Source organism: Pseudomonas sp. MDT2-39-1, assembly GCF_054898085.1.
Map to the genome: position 1 here is coordinate 910,471 of NZ_CM142716.1, position 17,268 is coordinate 927,738.

General features: G+C 59.9%; 13 protein-coding genes, 4 tRNA genes and 1 pseudogene. 3 read left to right on the top strand and 15 right to left on the bottom strand.

Going from position 1 to position 17,268, the window contains the following annotated elements; all coding sequences use genetic code 11:
- Nucleotides 1-127 precede the first annotated feature (127 nt).
- From ACYZTM_RS04645 to leuC, 6 genes and pseudogenes are all read right to left on the bottom strand, one after another.
- Nucleotides 128-1,138, bottom strand: coding sequence for an aspartate-semialdehyde dehydrogenase (locus ACYZTM_RS04645; RefSeq protein WP_131059539.1), 1,011 nt, complete (start codon nt 1,136-1,138; stop codon nt 128-130).
- A gap of 252 nt (nt 1,139-1,390) precedes the next feature.
- Nucleotides 1,391-2,503 (bottom strand): aspartate-semialdehyde dehydrogenase, encoded by a 1,113-nt coding sequence (asd, locus tag ACYZTM_RS04650; protein WP_054052925.1) that lies wholly within the window; start codon nt 2,501-2,503, stop codon nt 1,391-1,393.
- A 69-nt stretch (nt 2,504-2,572) separates the two neighbouring features.
- A complete protein-coding gene (gene leuB / locus ACYZTM_RS04655; RefSeq protein ID WP_461987328.1) occupies nt 2,573-3,655 on the bottom strand; it encodes a 3-isopropylmalate dehydrogenase in 1,083 nt (360 codons plus the stop codon).
- Between the two features lie 51 nt (nt 3,656-3,706).
- Nucleotides 3,707-4,474: pseudogene (locus ACYZTM_RS04660) on the bottom strand (class I SAM-dependent methyltransferase).
- A 177-nt stretch (nt 4,475-4,651) separates the two neighbouring features.
- Nucleotides 4,652-5,296, bottom strand: coding sequence for a 3-isopropylmalate dehydratase small subunit (gene leuD, locus ACYZTM_RS04665; RefSeq protein ID WP_131059536.1), 645 nt, complete (start codon nt 5,294-5,296; stop codon nt 4,652-4,654).
- Between the two features lie 11 nt (nt 5,297-5,307).
- Complete coding sequence (leuC, locus tag ACYZTM_RS04670) at nt 5,308-6,726, bottom strand: 3-isopropylmalate dehydratase large subunit (protein WP_131059535.1); 1,419 nt, start codon at nt 6,724-6,726, stop codon at nt 5,308-5,310.
- Nucleotides 6,727-6,873: 147 nt separating this feature from the next.
- Between leuC and ACYZTM_RS04675 the strand changes: the two genes are divergently transcribed.
- Both ACYZTM_RS04675 and ACYZTM_RS04680 read left to right on the top strand, forming a co-directional pair.
- Nucleotides 6,874-7,764 (top strand): LysR family transcriptional regulator, encoded by an 891-nt coding sequence (locus ACYZTM_RS04675; protein WP_131059534.1) that lies wholly within the window; start codon nt 6,874-6,876, stop codon nt 7,762-7,764.
- A 65-nt stretch (nt 7,765-7,829) separates the two neighbouring features.
- Nucleotides 7,830-11,108 carry a PAS domain S-box protein gene (locus ACYZTM_RS04680; RefSeq protein WP_131059533.1) on the top strand — a complete coding sequence of 1,093 codons (3,279 nt, stop codon included), beginning with the start codon at nt 7,830-7,832 and terminating at the stop codon, nt 11,106-11,108.
- A 229-nt stretch (nt 11,109-11,337) separates the two neighbouring features.
- On the opposite strand, the gene ACYZTM_RS04685 is transcribed toward ACYZTM_RS04680, so the two are convergent.
- The 9 genes from ACYZTM_RS04685 to ACYZTM_RS04725 all read right to left on the bottom strand — a co-directional run bounded on the left by ACYZTM_RS04685 (nt 11,338) and on the right by ACYZTM_RS04725 (nt 15,630).
- Nucleotides 11,338-11,781, bottom strand: a complete 444-nt coding sequence (locus ACYZTM_RS04685) for an Hsp20 family protein (RefSeq protein ID WP_131059532.1) — start codon at nt 11,779-11,781, stop codon at nt 11,338-11,340.
- 119 nt (nt 11,782-11,900) lie between these two features.
- The gene (locus tag ACYZTM_RS04690) at nt 11,901-12,860 is read right to left on the bottom strand and encodes a tRNA dihydrouridine synthase (protein ID WP_461987331.1); all 960 of its coding nucleotides are present in this window, start codon (nt 12,858-12,860) and stop codon (nt 11,901-11,903) included.
- Between the two features lie 168 nt (nt 12,861-13,028).
- The gene (locus tag ACYZTM_RS04695; protein ID WP_131059530.1) at nt 13,029-13,478 is read right to left on the bottom strand and encodes an acyl-CoA thioesterase; all 450 of its coding nucleotides are present in this window, start codon (nt 13,476-13,478) and stop codon (nt 13,029-13,031) included.
- Nucleotides 13,479-13,526: 48 nt separating this feature from the next.
- Nucleotides 13,527-14,360 (bottom strand): alpha/beta fold hydrolase, encoded by an 834-nt coding sequence (locus ACYZTM_RS04700; protein WP_131059529.1) that lies wholly within the window; start codon nt 14,358-14,360, stop codon nt 13,527-13,529.
- 31 nt (nt 14,361-14,391) lie between these two features.
- The gene (locus ACYZTM_RS04705) at nt 14,392-14,931 is read right to left on the bottom strand and encodes a TetR/AcrR family transcriptional regulator (RefSeq protein WP_008028313.1); all 540 of its coding nucleotides are present in this window, start codon (nt 14,929-14,931) and stop codon (nt 14,392-14,394) included.
- 183 nt (nt 14,932-15,114) lie between these two features.
- Nucleotides 15,115-15,190 (bottom strand) — tRNA-Glu (locus tag ACYZTM_RS04710).
- Nucleotides 15,191-15,270: 80 nt separating this feature from the next.
- Nucleotides 15,271-15,346, bottom strand: a tRNA-Ala gene (locus ACYZTM_RS04715).
- Nucleotides 15,347-15,399: 53 nt separating this feature from the next.
- A tRNA-Glu gene (locus tag ACYZTM_RS04720) sits at nt 15,400-15,475 on the bottom strand.
- A gap of 79 nt (nt 15,476-15,554) precedes the next feature.
- Nucleotides 15,555-15,630, bottom strand: a tRNA-Ala gene (locus tag ACYZTM_RS04725).
- 235 nt (nt 15,631-15,865) lie between these two features.
- Here ACYZTM_RS04725 and ACYZTM_RS04730 point away from each other — a divergent pair.
- Nucleotides 15,866-17,179: an IS4 family transposase gene (locus tag ACYZTM_RS04730; protein WP_131063535.1), complete on the top strand. Its 1,314-nt coding sequence runs from the start codon at nt 15,866-15,868 to the stop codon at nt 17,177-17,179.
- Nucleotides 17,180-17,268 lie beyond the last annotated feature (89 nt).

Below are 17,268 nucleotides of genomic sequence, written 5' to 3' on the forward strand. Positions count from 1 at the left end.
GAAGGGTCGTCACGCGCGATCATTTCATTCATGCCCCGGAAAGCCCCGCAGGGTGGCTCGCCATCAGCAATCCGGTCCAGCATAACGCTCGACCGGACTCATTCGAAAAATTGTTGCCAAGTATCTTTTACAGCAGGTCTTTTATCAACAATTCAGCCACCTGCACAGCATTGAGCGCGGCGCCTTTGCGTACGTTATCTGACGTCAGCCACACATTAAGTTCCGACGGGTCGTCGATACCTTGGCGAACCCGACCAACGTAAACCACGTCCTGCCCTACCGCATCGCCTACCGCTGTCGGGTAATCGCCGGCTTCCACCAGCTCGATACCCGGCGCGTCTTCCAGTGCCGCGTTGACTTTTGCTAGGTCGACAGCGCTCGCTGACTGCAAGGTCACGCTAAAGCTATCGCCAAAAAACACCGGGGCTTGAATGCAAGTGACGGAAATCTTTAATAAAGGCAGAGCCATGACCTGACGCAGCTCACGCACCAGGCGTTTTTCCAACAGCGTGTGGCCCTGTTCATCAGGCTTGCCGACCTGAGCCAACAGGTTGAACGCCATTTGCCGATCGAAAAAGGTCGGCTCCAGCGGGCGCACGTTGAGCAGCTCGGCGGTTTGCCGTGCCAGCTCGGTCACTGCTTCGCGGCCCTGGGCGGAGACGGCCAGGCTGGCGGTCAGGTTGATGCGTTGCAGGTCGAGCAAACCGAGCAACGGCGCCAGCACCACGGCCAGCGTCGTGGCCGACGGGCTAGGGCTGCTGACCTGGAACGGTTTTTTCAGACCGGCGAGGATGTCGGCGTTGGCTTCCGGCACCACTTGCGGCGCCTGATCGGCCGGCAAGGCGCCGGACAGGTCGATCAGCGAGCAACCGGCGGCGGTGGCGCGCGAGGCGAAACTCAGGGTTACTGCCGGGCCGGCCGCGAAGAACACCAGCTGGACTTTGCTGAAGTCGAATTCGTCGACTTCACGCACCCGAACGTTCTTGCCGCGAAACGGCACCGAATGCCCGGCGGATTCGCTGCTGGCCAACAGGTGCAGGTTACCGACCGGGAAGTCGCGCTCTTCGAGAATCTGCACGAGTGTTTCGCCGACAGTACCGGTGGCGCCGATCACGGCAATATCAAAGGACTGGCTCATGGTTCTACCTCTGGCGAAACGGGGGGAGCGGCACTTTACCGGGCGGGGGGCATGCAGGCAATTCGGCTGGGGATTTGTGGTGATTACACCGGCCTCTTCGCGGGCAAGCCTCGCTCCTACAGTTATGTGGACGCCCGGATCCCTTGTAGGAGCGAGGCTTGCCCGCGAAGAGGCCCTCACTGACGACACACCGGGCAAAAAAAAAAACCCGCACCTCTTTCAAGGTGCGGGTTCTTTCATTACTTCAATCGATCAACGCTCAAGCAGGATCCGCAGCATACGACGCAGCGGTTCGGCCGCGCCCCACAGCAGCTGGTCGCCAACGGTGAACGCGCCGACGTACTGCGTGCCCATGTTCAGCTTGCGCAGACGGCCAACCGGTACGTTCAGGGTGCCGGTGACTTTCGTCGGGCTCAGTTCCTGAATGCTGGCTTCGCGGTTATTCGGCACCAGTTTGACCCAAGGGTTGTGCTGGCTGATCAGCCCTTCGATGTCGGCGATCGGCACGTCTTTGTTCAGCTTGATGGTCAGCGCCTGGCTGTGGCAGCGCATGGCGCCGATGCGCACGCAGATGCCATCGACCGGGATCGGGCTCTTGAAGCGACCGAGGATCTTGTTGGTTTCGGCCTGAGCCTTCCACTCTTCGCGGCTCTGACCGTTTGGCAGTTCCTTGTCGATCCACGGGATCAGGCTGCCAGCCAGCGGTACCCCGAAGTTTTCGGTCGGGTACGCGTCGCTGCGCATGGCTTCGGCGACACGGCGGTCGATGTCGAGGATCGCGCTGGCCGGGTCGGCCAGTTGATCGGCGACAGCGGCGTGGGTCGCGCCCATTTGCTTGATCAGTTCACGCATGTTCTGCGCGCCGGCCCCGGAGGCCGCCTGATAGGTCATGGCACTCATCCACTCGACCAGCCCGGCTTCGAACAGACCGCCCAGGCCCATCAGCATCAGGCTGACGGTGCAGTTGCCGCCGATGTAGTTCTTGGTGCCCGCGTCGAGCTGCTGGTCGATGACCTTGCGGTTCACCGGGTCCAGCACGATCACCGCGTCATCCTGCATGCGCAGGCTGGAAGCGGCGTCGATCCAGTAACCCTGCCAGCCGGCTTCGCGCAGTTTCGGGAAGACTTCGCTGGTGTAGTCGCCACCCTGGCAGGTCAGAATCACGTCGAGGGTTTTCAGCTCTTCAATGCTGTAAGCGTCCTTGAGCGGAGCAATGTCCTTGCCCACGGACGGGCCTTGGCCACCGACATTGGAAGTGGTGAAAAACACCGGCTCAATAAGATCGAAATCCTGCTCTTCCAGCATCCGCTGCATGAGCACGGAACCGACCATACCGCGCCAACCGATCAGACCTACACGTTTCATCGCAACTACACCTTCTTTAAAAAGTGGGCCGCTGCTTTCAAGAGTGAAAGTGGCAGCGGGCCCGAGAGATTACAGATTCCGCAGAGCGGCGACTACTGCGTCACCCATTTCCTGCGTACCGACTTTAGTGCAACCGGCCGACCAGATGTCGCCCGTGCGCAAGCCCTGGTCCAAAACCAGACTGACGGCCTTCTCGATGGCATCGGCCGCATCCTGCAGATTGAAGCTGTAACGCAGCATCATCGACACCGACAGAATGGTCGCCAACGGGTTGGCAATGCCTTTGCCGGCAATGTCCGGCGCCGAACCGTGGCACGGCTCGTACATGCCTTTGTTGTTGGTATCCAGCGACGCCGACGGCAGCATGCCGATGGAACCGGTGAGCATCGATGCCTGGTCGGACAAAATGTCGCCAAACAGGTTGTCGGTGACGATCACGTCGAATTGCTTCGGTGCACGCACCAGCTGCATGGCGGCGTTGTCGACGTACATGTGGCTCAGTTCGACTTCAGGGTAATCCTTGGCCACTTGCTCGACGATTTCACGCCACAACTGGCTGGAAGCCAGTACGTTGGCCTTGTCCACCGAGCACAGCTTCTTGCCGCGCACCATGGCCATGTCGAAACCGACACGGGCGATGCGGCGGATTTCGCTTTCGCTGTACGGCAGGGTGTCATAGGCCTGACGCTCGCCGTTTTCCAAGGTGCGGGTACCACGCGGTGTGCCGAAGTAGATGCCGCCGGTCAGCTCACGGACGATCAGGATGTCCAGGCCAGCCACGATTTCAGGCTTCAGGCTCGAGGCTTCAGCCAGTTGCGGATACAGGATCGCCGGACGCAGGTTGCCGAACAGGCCCAGTTGCGCACGAATTTTCAGCAGGCCGCGCTCAGGGCGGATGTCACGTTCGATGGTGTCCCATTTCGGGCCGCCCACGGCGCCCAGCAATACCGCGTCGGCAGCGCGTGCGCGAGCCAGGGTTTCGTCGGCCAGCGGCACGCCGTGCTTGTCGATGGCGGCGCCACCGATCACGTCGTGGCTCAGCTCGAAGCCCAGGCTGTATTTGTCATTGGCCAATTCCAGCACCTTGACCGCTTCGGCCATGATTTCCGGGCCAATACCGTCACCTGGGAGAATCAGAATCTGCTTGCTCATGCTTTCCTCATGTCATCAGTCGGTGTGCCCGCAGGCACACCCGGAAAAATTTTATCGTTCTGCCATCAGCACCAGCACATCTGTACTGAACGAACCATCGGCCTCGATCTCGAAATATTCGCGCACTTCATTGCCCATGGACTGCTGCAACTCGCGGATCGCCGCGCGCATCACCTCTGGCGTGCGCATGCGCTCGACCCAGCTGTTGTATTCCAGACGCAGGCGCTGCCGGGTGGTGCTGCGGGTATGCAACCCCGCTTCGCTGACCTGACGCAACCACTCACCGGCGGAATAATCGCGCACATGGCTGGTGTCGCGCAGCACTTCGACGCTTTGCAGGTAAGTGTCGAACAACGGACTGCCCGGTGACAACACGTCGACGAACGCCGCCACGCCACCCGGTTTCAGCACCCGGCGCACTTCGCGCAGGGCCAAGCCGAGATCGCTCCAATGGTGCGCCTAGTAACGGCTGAACACGAAGTCGAACTCGCCGTCGGCGAAGGGCAGCCGCTCAGCGGCGCCGAGGACCGTGGTCACATTGCTCAAACCACGGTCGACAGCGGCGGCGGCGACCACGTCGAGCATCTGTTGGGACAGGTCGTACGCCACAACCTCCTTGACCAGCGAGGCCACGTGAAAACTGACGTGACCGGCACCGCAACCCAGGTCCAGCACCCGTGCATCGCCCTGCCCGGCCAGTTCTGCCTGTAGCAGCGCGAATTCGGTGCCTTGAGCGTGTACGGCGCTGCTCAGATAGGCCGAGGCCTGTTCACCGAATTGCTTTTGGACTACCTGACTGTGCTGGGCGGTGCTGGTCATCGGGACTTCCTTTTTTAGGGTGAGTCTTGTGTTGTCTGGGCGGGCCTCTTCGCGGGCAAGCCTCGCTCCTACAGGGGCGAGGCTAGCTCTCGATCCTGGGTTCGACTCGATCCTGTAGGAGCGAGCGATGCGGCGATCCGACTTGCCCGCGAAGGCGTCATCACGCCTTACGCAAATTCAAGCGTCGCGAAACAACCACGGTTGGCTGGCACGGTGCTTGGCTTCAAACGTCGCAATCGCCTCGTGGTCCATCAACGTCAGGCCGATATCGTCCAGACCATTGAGCAAGCAGTGCTTGCGAAACGCATCAATCTCAAAGCTCAACACTTTGCCATCCGGACGGGTCACGGTCTGGGCCTGCAGGTCAACCTGCAACTGATAACCCGGAGTACCTTCAACCTGCTGGAACAGCTCATCCACGTCGGCATCGCTCAAGATGATCGGCAGCAAGCCGTTCTTGAAGCTGTTGTTGAAGAAGATGTCGGCGTAGCTCGGCGCGATGATGCTGCGCAAACCGTACTCTTCCAGGGCCCACGGCGCGTGCTCACGACTGGAGCCGCAACCGAAGTTCTCGCGGGCCAGCAGCACACTGGCGCCTTGATAACGCTCGGCGTTGAGAACGAAGTCCTTGTTCAACGGGCGTTTCGAGTTGTCCTGATACGGCTGCCCGACATCCAGGTAGCGCCACTCATCGAACAGGTTCGGGCCGAAACCCGTGCGCTTGATCGACTTCAAGAACTGCTTCGGGATGATCTGGTCGGTGTCGACGTTGGCACGATCCAAAGGCGCGACAAGACCAGTGTGCTGGGTAAAAGCTTTCATGCTGCGCTCCTTTAGATCAATTCACGGACGTCGACGAAACGACCGTTTACAGCGGCGGCGGCGGCCATGGCCGGGCTCACGAGGTGGGTACGGCCACCGGCGCCCTGACGGCCTTCGAAGTTGCGGTTGGAGGTCGACGCGCAATGCTCGCCCGACTCCAAACGGTCCGGGTTCATCGCCAGGCACATCGAGCAACCCGGCTCGCGCCACTCAAAACCCGCCTCGAGGAAAATCTTGTCCAGGCCTTCCGATTCAGCCTGAGCCTTCACCAGACCCGAGCCCGGCACCACGATGGCCTGCTTGATGGTCGAAGCGACTTTGCGGCCCTTGGCGATCACGGCGGCAGCGCGCAAATCTTCGATTCGCGAGTTGGTGCAGGAGCCGATGAATACGCGGTCCAGCTGGATATCGGTGATCGCCTGATTGGCGGTCAAGCCCATGTACTTCAAGGCGCGTTCGATGGAGCCACGCTTGACCAGGTCCATTTCCTTCGAAGGGTCCGGCACGTTCTGGTCCACGGCCAGCACCATTTCAGGCGAAGTGCCCCAGCTGACTTGCGGTTTGATCCGGGTGGCGTCGAGCTCGACGATAGTATCGAACTGGGCGTCTTTATCGGTCACCAGGTCTTTCCAGGCTTCGACCGCCAAGTCCCACTCCGCGCCTTTCGGGGCGAAAGGACGGCCCTTCACATAGGCCACGGTTTTTTCGTCAGCGGCCACCAGCCCTACGCGAGCGCCGGCCTCGATGGACATGTTGCAGATGGTCATGCGGCCTTCGACCGACAGATCACGGATCGCGCTGCCGGCGAACTCGATGGCATGGCCGTTACCGCCGGCGGTGCCAATCTTGCCGATCACGGCGAGAACGATGTCCTTGGCCGTCACGCCGAACGGCAATTTGCCTTCGACCGACACCCGCATATTCTTCATCTTTTTGGCGACCAGGCACTGAGTGGCGAGCACGTGCTCGACCTCGGAAGTGCCGATACCGTGAGCCAAAGCGCCAAACGCGCCGTGGGTCGAGGTGTGGGAGTCGCCGCAGACCACGGTCATGCCCGGCAAGGTTGCGCCCTGCTCCGGGCCGATGACGTGGACGATGCCTTGGCGCACGTCGTTCATCTTGAACTCGACGATGCCATATTCATCACAGTTGTCGTCGAGGGTCTGAACCTGCAAACGCGAGACCTCGTCGGCAATGGCTTCGATGCCGCCCTTGCGCTCCGGGGTGGTCGGTACGTTGTGGTCCGGGGTCGCGATGTTGGCATCGATGCGCCAAGGCTTGCGCCCGGCCAGACGCAGGCCTTCAAAGGCTTGCGGCGACGTCACTTCGTGGATGATGTGACGATCGATGTAAATCAGCGCGGAGCCATCGTCGCGCTGTTTGACCAAGTGCGAATCCCAGAGCTTGTCGTAGAGCGTTTTGCCGGCCATCAGACGGTTCCTCATCAGCGTATTTCTATGCCCCGGGTCTTGAGACATTCAATAACCCTTTGGCTTGTGAGGTCGATCCTAGGGGGTTACATTAAATAACTCAAATTCATATTTTTTATGCTTTGGATAACCAACTGGAATACCGCAATGGACCTTGCCAACCTAAATGCCTTTATCGCGATTGCCGAGACTGGAAGCTTCTCCGGCGCGGGAGAACGCCTGCATCTGACGCAGCCGGCGATCAGCAAGCGCATCGCCGGGCTGGAGCAGCAATTGAAGGTGCGGCTGTTCGATCGCCTGGGCCGTGAAGTTGGGCTGACCGAAGCGGGTCGCGCCCTGTTGCCTCGGGCCTATCAGATTCTCAATGTGCTGGATGACACCCGCCGCGCCCTGACCAACCTGACCGGCGAAGTGACCGGTCGCTTGACGCTGGCCACCAGTCACCACATTGGCTTGCACCGTTTACCGCCCTTATTAAGGGAGTTCACCCGACGCTACCCACAAGTGGCGCTGGATATTCAGTTCCTCGATTCGGAAGTGGCCTACGAAGAAATTCTCCATGGTCGCGCCGAACTGGCCGTCATCACCCTCGCGCCGGAGCCCCACGCATTGGTCAAGGCCACACCGGTGTGGGACGACCCGCTGGATTTCGTGGTCGCCCCGGAGCATTCACTGGTCAGCAACGGTGCGGTCAGCCTGGCGGACATCGCCCTGCACCCGGCGGTGTTCCCTGGCGGCAACACCTTTACTCACCACATCGTCCATCGGTTGTTCGAAGCCCAAGGCCTGACGCCGAACATCGCCATGAGCACCAATTACCTGGAAACCATCAAGATGATGGTGTCGATCGGCCTGGCCTGGAGCGTGTTGCCACGCACCATGCTCGATGATCAAGTTGCACGAATACCTTTACCGGGCATACAACTGACTCGCCAGCTAGGCTATATCCTGCACACCGAACGGACGCTGTCGAATGCGGCACGGGCCTTCATGGCTCTGCTGGATGCACAAATCGATCTGCCAGGGACTCAAGGCTAACCTGTTCTACCGCCATGAGCCGCGAATTCCTGTGCCTAACGCCCAATTCAGCCCAAGGCTTGCCAATGCCGAAATCTGTTGACCGTATTCCGCCGATGCCCCGTATTCAGGCGCTTGACCCGAAACGGTCCGAGCAGAGCTGGGAAAGCGCACCGCAGTTGCTGGCCGCTCTCAATGGCGCGCGTCTGGGCGCCTGGTATTGGGACATCGAGCGCGGGCAGATCAGCTGGTCGCGGGGTACTCAGGCGTTGTTCGGCTTCGATCCCCGGCAACCGTTGCCGGCCGATCTGGAATACCTCGACTTGCTGCCCCCGGAGGATCGGGCAAAAACCATCCGCGCCTTTCATGCCGTGATTGCCGGCGCCCCACTGGAACAGGCGATGCACCACCGCATTCGCTGGCCCGACGGCAGTCTGCACTGGCTGGAGATCAACGGCAGCCTGCTGCCGGACAAGCACGGCCGGCCACGGATGATCGGGGTCATTCGCGAGATCACCCACCAACGCCAGCGGGAACAGGCGCTGAGCAGCTCGGAAAAACGCTTCGCCACGCTGTTTCACCTGTGCCCGAACATGGTGTTGCTGACCCGCCAGGAAGACGGCCTGATTACCGAAGCCAACCAGTATTTCGAAAGCCTGTTCGGCTGGCCGGTGCAGGACGCGATTGGCCGAACCACCGTTGAACTGGGTCTCTGGGTGCATCCGGAACAACGGGACGTGCTGGTTAAAGCGACCAAAGCCAAGGGCGAACTCATCAGCATGGAGGTGCAGTTTCGCGCCAGCAATGGCCAGATCCACGACGGCATCCTCAGCGCACAGAAAGTCGAACTCGAAGGCCAGCCGTACCTGCTGAGCACTTTCCTCGACACCACTGAACGCAAAGCCGCCGAACACGCGCTGAAAGACAGCCAGGAACGCCTCGACCTGGCGCTGGATTCGGCGCAACTCGGCACCTGGGACTGGCACATTCCCAGCGGCATGCTGTACGGCTCGGCGCGGGCCGCGCAGTTGCACGGGCTGGAGGCCATACCCTTCCACGAGTCCTTCGACGCGTTTTTCGAAGGCGTGCCCTATGAAGAACGCGGCACCATGCGCGACGCTTACCGCAGCCTGCGCGAAGGACCGGCCGGCAATTATCAACTGACCTATCGCGTGCAACTGGCGGACGGCAGTTCACGCTACCTGGAAAGCCGCGCCCGCCTCTACCGCGATGAAAACGGCACGCCGCTGCGCATGGCCGGCACCCTGCTGGACATCACCGACCAGGTCGAACGTGAGCAGCGGCTGGTGACCTCGGAAGAGAAATTCGCCACGCTGTTCCAGGTGAGCCCTGACCCGATCTGCGTCACGCGCCAGGACACCGGCCAGTTCATCGAGATCAATTCCAGCTTCACCCAAACCTTTGGCTGGAGCGCCGACGAGGTGATTGGTCGCAGCGCCGACGAGATCGGCTTGTGGGACGCTTCGGCGAAAAGCCTGCAACGGATCGAGCAGGTCATCCGCGAACAGGGCCTGAACAATGTAGCGATCGTCGCCCAGCACAAAGACGGGCAGTCCCTGACTTGCGTGATTTCCAGCCGGCAAATCAGCGTCGGCGAACAGCCGTGCATCGTCACCACCCTGCGCGACATCACCCAGCAGCAACGTTCCGAAGCCGCTCTGAAGGCCAGCGAAGAGAAGTTTGCCAAGGCGTTCCACTCGAGCCCCGACGCGATCACCATCACCGAGCGCGATACCGGTCGCTACCTGGAGGTCAACGATGGTTTCTGCCGCCTGACCGGTTACCGCGCCGACGAAGTGGTCGGCCGCACGGTGTATCAGGTCGGTATCTGGGCCGAAGAGAAACAACGCTCGGCGCTGCTGGCCGAGTTGCAGATCAAGGGCCGAGTGCACCACCAGGAAATGCTCGGCCGCAATAAACGCGGCGAGTTGCTGACCGTCGAAGTCTCGGTGGAGCCGATCACCCTCAACGAGACCGCGTGCCTGTTGCTGACCGCCCGGGACGTCAGCCTGCTGAAGAATGCCGAAGCGCAGATCCGTCACCTGGCCTACCACGACCCGCTGACCAACCTGCCGAACCGCGCGCTGTTGATGGATCGCCTGAGCCAGCAGATTGCCCTGCTCAAGCGCCACAACCTGCGCGGCGCGTTACTGTTCCTCGACCTCGATCACTTCAAGCACATCAACGATTCCCTCGGTCACCCGGTGGGCGACACGGTGCTGAAAATCATCACGGCTCGCCTTGAAGCCAGCGTGCGCATGGAAGACACCGTGGCGCGCCTGGGTGGCGACGAATTTGTGGTGCTGCTCAGCGGCCTCGAGGGCTCGCGCAACGAAGTCAGCGCCCAGGTCAGTGACCTGGCCGACACCTTGCGCGAACTGTTGTCGGAGCCGATGTTCCTCGACGGCCAGCGCCTGCAAGTCACCCCGAGCATCGGCATCGCGCTGATTCCCGACCACGGCTCGACGCCGACCGACCTGCTCAAACGTGCCGACATCGCGCTTTACCGCGCCAAGGACTCAGGTCGGAACACCGCGCAGATGTACCACAACACCATGCAGAAGGCGGCGAGCGAGCGCCTGCGCATGGAAACCGACCTGCGCCTGGCCCTTTCACGGGGCGAATTTCATGTGCATTACCAACCCCAGGTCGACGCCCAGGGCAACCGCATTGTCGGCGCCGAAGCGCTGGTGCGCTGGGACCATCCGGAACTCGGCCCGCAATCGCCCACCGAGTTCATCAAGGTGCTGGAGGACAGCGGGCTGATTCTGGAAGTCGGTACCTGGATCATCGATGAGGCCTGCGCGGCCTTCAAAAAACTGATCACAAAAGGCTTAATCAACCCGCTCAGCTTCAGCCTGTGCGTCAACATCAGCCCGAGGCAATTTCGTCAAAACGATTTCGTCGAACGCATCGAACACAGCCTCAGCAGCCACGGCCTGCCCTGCTCTCTGCTGAAACTGGAAATCACCGAAGGCATCGTCATCCAGAACCTGGAAGACACCATCAACAAAATGCGCAGCCTGAAAAAACTCGGCGTGAGTTTTGCGATGGACGACTTCGGCACCGGTTACTCCTCGCTGACCTACCTCAAGCGCCTGCCCGTCGACACCCTGAAAATCGACCAGTCGTTCATCCGCGATGCCACTACCGACCCCAACGACGCCGAAATCATCCGCGCCATCGTGGCCATGGCCCGCAGCCTGGAACTGAAAGTGATCGCCGAAGGGGTGGAGACGCCGGAGCAGCTGGAGTTTTTGCAGGGGCTGGGGTGCCATTTCTATCAGGGGTATCTGCACAGCCGGCCGTTGTCGGTGGAGGAGTTCCAGAAACTCCTCAAGTAACACGGGCCCTTTAGCAGCTGCCCTGTGGCGAGGGGATTTATCCCCGTTCGGCTGCGAAGCAGTCGTCAATCCTGCAAGCTCTATGCGCCTGAAGGAATGTAGAGGGCTGCTTCGCAACCCAACGGGGATAAATCCCCTCGCCACAGGGCAGCTGCAAGTCGTGCGTCGAGCGCGAGATGATTGGTACAAAAAAGGGCGCCAATGGCGCCCTTTTCATTGCTCTGGCTTGTTACTGCAGAGCTGGTTTTTGCGTGCCGTTGATCGGGATGCGTTTGGCTTTTGCCTCTTCCGGCACGATGCGCAGCAGGTCGATACTCAGCAGACCGTTGCGCAAGTCAGCGGCCTTGATCTCGATGTGATCGGCCAGGCGGAACGACAACTTGAACGCGCGCTGGGCGATGCCCTGGTGCAGGAACGTCACGCCTTCAGTCGCGTCGCGTTTGCCACCACTGATGGTCAGCACACCTTTCTCGACTTGCAGGTCCAGGTCTTCTTCCTGGAAACCGGCCGCGGCCACGACGATGCGGTATTGATCATCACCGTGTTTTTCAACGTTGTAGGGTGGGTAGGTGCTGCCTGGCTCGTTGCGCAGGGCGGTTTCGAACAGGTCGTTGAAACGGTCGAAGCCTACCGAGGAACGGAACAGTGGGGCCAGGGAAAATGCAGTAGTCATGGCTCAAATCTCCTGAAAACAATCAGCAAGGTTTTTTGTCTCCGCGACCCGTATTCGGCATCGCGTAATCCTTAGATAGGGATCGCTGATTGCTTTTCAAGAGAATATTTGCAGATTTTTTAGGCCGCTTCAGCCACCTGAAGACCCAGCAAACGCGAGACCTGATCCAGCTCAGTCTCTCGACGCAGGACGGTGAACAGCTCGACCGCTTCAGGATAATTGCGGGTCAGCATTGCCAGCCATTGCTTCAAACGACCCGGCGATTGGCGTGCTGTCATCTGCGCCTTGGCTTGCAACCAGAAGTCCTGAATCAGTGGTAGCAACTCTGCCCACGTCATCTCGACCACTTCTTCACCGGCCCGTGCCGCTGCAATTTGCCGGGCCAGGTCCGGACGCGAAACCAGGCCGCGACCGAGCATGATGTCCTCCACGCCGCTGATTTCGCGGCAACGGCGCCAGTCCTCAACGCTCCAGATATCGCCATTGGCGAACACCGGAACCTTGACCACTTCCTGCACGCGAGGGATCCATTCCCAGTGAGCAGGCGGCTTATAACCGTCGGTTTTGGTCCGCGCGTGAACCACGATGTGCGCCGAGCCGCCTTCGGCCAGCGCGGTTGCGCAGACCAGCGAACCGTCCGGGCTGTCGAAACCCAGACGCATTTTTGCCGTGACCGGAATGTGCGCAGGCACAGCGCGGCGCACGTGTTCAACGATTTCGTTGAGCAGTTCAGGTTCTTTAAGCAGGACGGCGCCGCCACGGGACTTGTTGACAGTCTTGGCCGGGCAGCCGAAGTTCAGGTCGATAACCTCGGAACCCAATTCACAAGCCAGCGCGGCGTTTTCTGCCAGGCACACCGGATCGGAACCGAGCAACTGCACCCGCAGCGGCACGCCGGACGCCGTGCGGGCGCCGGTCAACAATTCCGGGCCGAACTTGTGGTAATAGGCAGGCGTGAGCAGTTGATCGTTGATCCGAATGAACTCGGTCACGCACCAATCGATACCGCCCACACGGGTCAGCACGTCCCGCAGGATGTTGTCGACCAACCCTTCCATGGGCGCCAAAGCAATTTGCATGAAAAACACACTCAACGAAAAACGTGCGGCAGTTTACTGGATTGCGCGGGAAATCTGCAGAACATCGCAGATTCCCCCTGAGGGAGCGAGCCTGCTCGCGATAGCGGTGCATCAGCCGCATCACTGTTGGCTGACACACCGCTATCGCGAGCAGGCTCGCTCCCACATTTAGATTTTGGTCGTATCGAACACCTGCAACGCCGGGCCGTAGCCTTCGATGAACTCGGCCGGCATGCGCTTGGGCTTGCCCGTCGACAGCTCGATGCAGACGAAGGTGGTTTGCGCACGCAGCAACGTGGTGTTGTCGCTGGGGCGCTTCAACTGGAAGTGTCGGGTCATTTTCAGACGCTGATCCCAGTCGACAATCCAGGTTGCCAATTGCAGCCCGTCGCCTTCATAGGCGGCGGCCAGATAATCGATCTCATGCCGCACTACCGCCATTGCCCGATCCAGCCGACGGTATTCGACCAGGTCCAGGCCCAGCCGCTGCGAGTGGCGCCAGGCGCAACGTTCGAGCCAGGTCACGTACACCGCGTTGTTCGCGTGCCCCAGTCCGTCGATGTCCTCGGCGCCGACTTCCAGATCAATGATAAATGGCGTTGCCCGATCCCAGCCCATGCCCCACTCCCGGTCAGATGATGTCGACCGGGGCAGTGTAACGGATGCTTATGCCGATTGGCGCGATTGCAGACTGCGACCGGCCAGCAGTGACAGCACGCCATCAATTACCCGAGGATCCGCCAGCACGCGCTGATGACCGCCCTCTTCCAGGCGTAACAGCCGGCTGTCGAACCAAGCCTCGTTGATCAACTGGGATTCCTTGACCGGGACGAAGTTGTCATCTTCGGCATGGACGATCAGGCCGGGCATGTCGAGCTGGTAGTGCGCAACATCGAGCGTGGCAGCGCGCATGCCGACGTCTTTCTCGACCTGACGAATGAATGCCGAACGCGCTTTGGGCGGCAGCCGCACATAACGGGCAAAGCCGCGCAACACGCCAAGAATCCGCGCTGGTGCAGCGATGGTGACCAGGGTTTCGGTGCGCAAGCCCAGCTGCACGGCGAGCATCGCACTGGCGCCGCCCATGGAGTGACCGATGACCGCTTGGAGCGGCGGCAACTCGGCAGCCGCTTCGAGCATGGCCCTGGCAAACAGCACGACATTCGCTTCGTTACCCGGCGAACGGCCATGAGCCGGACCGTCCAGCGCTACGACCGAATAGCCGGCATCGACCAGCGCCGTGATGAGACTCGCAAACTGCGTCGGCCGGCCTTCCCAACCGTGCATCAGCAACACGGCAGGACCTTGCCCCCAGCGCAACGCCGAGAGGCCGAAGCGCAAGGTGATTCGTTCGGATTTTGCCAGCAGCGGCAACTCCCAATCACGCGGCGGCAAGTCCCGCGGCGTCATGAACGCCAGTCGCATTATACTCGCGACCAGTTTCGGTGCGAACCAGCCCAAGGTGCCATTAACGCCACGAACCCACTTCAACGTGTTCATCGCTCTCACTCCTCAGGCCAATGCCTTCAGGTCATAGCACCGCCGACTTGGCGGCGCGCAGCAATCGATCGGACAACTCTCCTGGCCCCAGCGCCCGTGCCAGAGCCAGACCACCGACCATCAACGCCATGTCGGCCAAGGCTTTGTCGGTGTCTTCCGGGCTGGCCGCCAACTGCGCGACCATCATTTCCACATGCTCATTCAACGCCACGCGAAACGCGTCCGGCAGGCGACCCAGCTCACCGACAGATGCCGGGATCGGGCACGCCGACTCAGAAGAATCACGGTGTTTGCGCGACAGATAAAACGCAGCCACCAACGCGCGACGTTCTTCGCCGGTCAGTTCGGCGTCCATGTCGGCGATCAAGCCACGGCGGTGACCGAGCAGTTGCTTGAACGCTTCCAGCATCATGGCGTCCTTGCTTTCGAAGTGTGCATAGAAGCCGCCAACCGTCAGGCCGGCTGCGCCCATCACTTCGCCCACGCTCGGTTCGGCAGGGCCACGCTGAATCAGCGCTGCGCTGGCGGCCTTGAGAATGCGTTCGCGGGTTTGAGCTTTTTTATCGTTCATCGTTGCCTCCGAATATTACGACTAGAATATTATTCTCATAATAATTTTCCGCAAGTCGTGGATGTGACCGCTGGTCTGAAGAACAGTTTGAAAGAAATGGGGGAATTGGCCAAACGCCAGACAAACAAAAGGGCCATTCAATAATTGAATGACCCTTATAAAATCCCGCAGAGCGGGTAATCGTGGCGTCCCCTAGGGGACTCGAACCCCTGTTACCGCCGTGAAAGGGCGGTGTCCTAGGCCACTAGACGAAGGGGACGCAAAACCTTCTATACAACTGATCAGTGCTGAGAGCTGATCGATTCAAGGCCGGTGTGGCCAGACCTTGAACTGTAAAATTGGTGGAGCTAAACGGGATCGAACCGTTGACCTCTTGCATGCCATGCAAGCGCTCTCCCAGCTGAGCTATAGCCCCGGATTTTTCGCCTCGCGGCGGAGCGACATTTTGCAACATCGCTTCTGTAAAACTGGCGTCCCCTAGGGGACTCGAACCCCTGTTACCGCCGTGAAAGGGCGGTGTCCTAGGCCACTAGACGAAGGGGACGCAAACCCTTCTATACAACAGATCAACGCTGAGCGCTGATCGCTTCAAGGCCTGTGTGGCCAGACCTTGAAGTGTAAATTGGTGGAGCTAGACGGGATCGAACCGTCGACCTCTTGCATGCCATGCAAGCGCTCTCCCAGCTGAGCTATAGCCCCTCATCGCTGAGGACGGGGCGAATCTTAATGGCGCTTCGGAAAGCTGTCAAACTTATTTTTAACAATTTCCAAAATTTTTTGTCGCCATAACAATCACTTACCGCCCTCCCCCCATAAATCCGGGGTATACCTACATCTGTAGGAGCCAGGCTTGCCGTAATGCCAGTCAGTTAAGAAATTGACTTGCCCGCCCAGCAGTAATAGAAACGGGCTTATGTTTTTATGAGCCCGCTTCATGTCCCTACAAAACGCCCTTCAAGAAGTTACCAAACTCAATCCGATCTCTTTCGAACGCTTTGCGCAACTGATCGATCCCCTGTGGATCGAGCAAGCGCTGGCCTCGACCGGAACGGTTTCTCTGCGCCGTAGACGCCTGCCGGCCGAGCGTATTGTCTGGTTGGTGGTGGGGTTGGCCTTGTTCAAGAACGAGCCGATTTGGCTCATCGTGCAGCAGCTGGGACTGGCTTTGGGCGAAGCAAAGGTGCCTGTGCCCAGCGCAGCAGTCCAGGCCCGGCAACGGCTGGGAGCAGAGCCCCTTGCCGCACTGTTTAAGCAATTGGCAGAGTCATGGGGCGGTGCTGAGCAGCCAGCTTCGGCTGGCTTTTTAGGGTTACGCAGCTTTGCGGTAGACGGCGTGGTTTGGTCCACCCCTGACACACCAGAAAACCGCCAAGCCTTTGGTGGCGGGCGGACTCACTCGGGAGACGGAGCCTGGCCACAAGTGCGCGGTGTTTGCCTGATGGATACCTATAGTCACTTGATTCGGGCTGCCTGTTTTGGCGAGTTTGCTGTCGGCGAACTTCGCTATGCCAAAGGTCTGGAGAAAGCGGTAAGCGATCATTCGGTGACGATTTTTGACCGCGCCTATTACTCGGCGGCCCTCTTGCTCGACTGGCAGCACAGTGGAACCGAACGGCACTGGCTCATGCGGGCACGCAAACCGCTCAAGTACGAGGTGATCGAAGAGTTGGGCGCCGGTGATTGGCTTGTGCGACTGACGGTTTCCAGAGATGCGCTCAAGCAACGTCCAGACCTTCCTAGCCATTGGCAGGCAAGACTGATTGAGTACTCGATAGACGACAAACCCCGCCGCTATCTCACCTCGTTGATCGATGCCGAACGTTACCCTGCCAATCAGGTGGCGGGGCACTACAACGAACGCTGGGAAATCGAGTTGGGTTACCGCGAGATCAAGCAAAACCTGCTCAAAGGAGAGCAATTACGCAGTAAACAACCTGATCTGGTGCGTCAAGAACTGTGGGGAACTCTGCTGGCCTACAACCTGATCCGTCAGGAAATGCGCTTGATGGCTGAAGAAATAAAGGTGGTACCGCAACGCTTGAGTTTTCTCTGGTTGTCTCAAGCGGTCAGCAATGCGCTGCGCTTCTGTCCGCTGGAAACGCCAGGCACGATCCCTAAACGACTGGCAGAACTGAGAATCCAGGCTCAGCACTTCATACTGCCAGCCAGACGAGAGCGAAGTTACCCAAGAGTGGTCAAGCCTAGACCAGTCAAATACCCCAAAAAGAGGGCTGGAGGGCTTAACTGACTGGCATTAAGGCTTGCCGGCGAACGAGACGCCTCGGTGTGTCTGATAAACCGCATCATCGTTCTTCGCGAGCAAGCAACGCTCCTACA

Bases quoted from the DNA above. Each gene is read 5' to 3' on its own strand.
- ACYZTM_RS04645 (WP_131059539.1), bottom strand. From the start codon at position 1,138: ATGAGCCAGTCCTTTGATATTGCCGTGATCGGCGCCACCGGTACTGTC.
- asd (WP_054052925.1), bottom strand. From the start codon at position 2,503: ATGAAACGTGTAGGTCTGATCGGTTGGCGCGGTATGGTCGGTTCCGTG.
- leuB (WP_461987328.1), bottom strand. From the start codon at position 3,655: ATGAGCAAGCAGATTCTGATTCTCCCAGGTGACGGTATTGGCCCGGAA.
- leuD (WP_131059536.1), bottom strand. From the start codon at position 5,296: ATGAAAGCTTTTACCCAGCACACTGGTCTTGTCGCGCCTTTGGATCGT.
- leuC (WP_131059535.1), bottom strand. From the start codon at position 6,726: ATGGCCGGCAAAACGCTCTACGACAAGCTCTGGGATTCGCACTTGGTC.
- ACYZTM_RS04675 (WP_131059534.1), top strand. From the start codon at position 6,874: ATGGACCTTGCCAACCTAAATGCCTTTATCGCGATTGCCGAGACTGGA.
- ACYZTM_RS04680 (WP_131059533.1), top strand. From the start codon at position 7,830: ATGCCGAAATCTGTTGACCGTATTCCGCCGATGCCCCGTATTCAGGCG.
- ACYZTM_RS04685 (WP_131059532.1), bottom strand. From the start codon at position 11,781: ATGACTACTGCATTTTCCCTGGCCCCACTGTTCCGTTCCTCGGTAGGC.
- ACYZTM_RS04690 (WP_461987331.1), bottom strand. From the start codon at position 12,860: ATGCAAATTGCTTTGGCGCCCATGGAAGGGTTGGTCGACAACATCCTG.
- ACYZTM_RS04695 (WP_131059530.1), bottom strand. From the start codon at position 13,478: ATGGGCTGGGATCGGGCAACGCCATTTATCATTGATCTGGAAGTCGGC.
- ACYZTM_RS04700 (WP_131059529.1), bottom strand. From the start codon at position 14,360: ATGAACACGTTGAAGTGGGTTCGTGGCGTTAATGGCACCTTGGGCTGG.
- ACYZTM_RS04705 (WP_008028313.1), bottom strand. From the start codon at position 14,931: ATGAACGATAAAAAAGCTCAAACCCGCGAACGCATTCTCAAGGCCGCC.
- ACYZTM_RS04730 (WP_131063535.1), top strand. From the start codon at position 15,866: ATGTCCCTACAAAACGCCCTTCAAGAAGTTACCAAACTCAATCCGATC.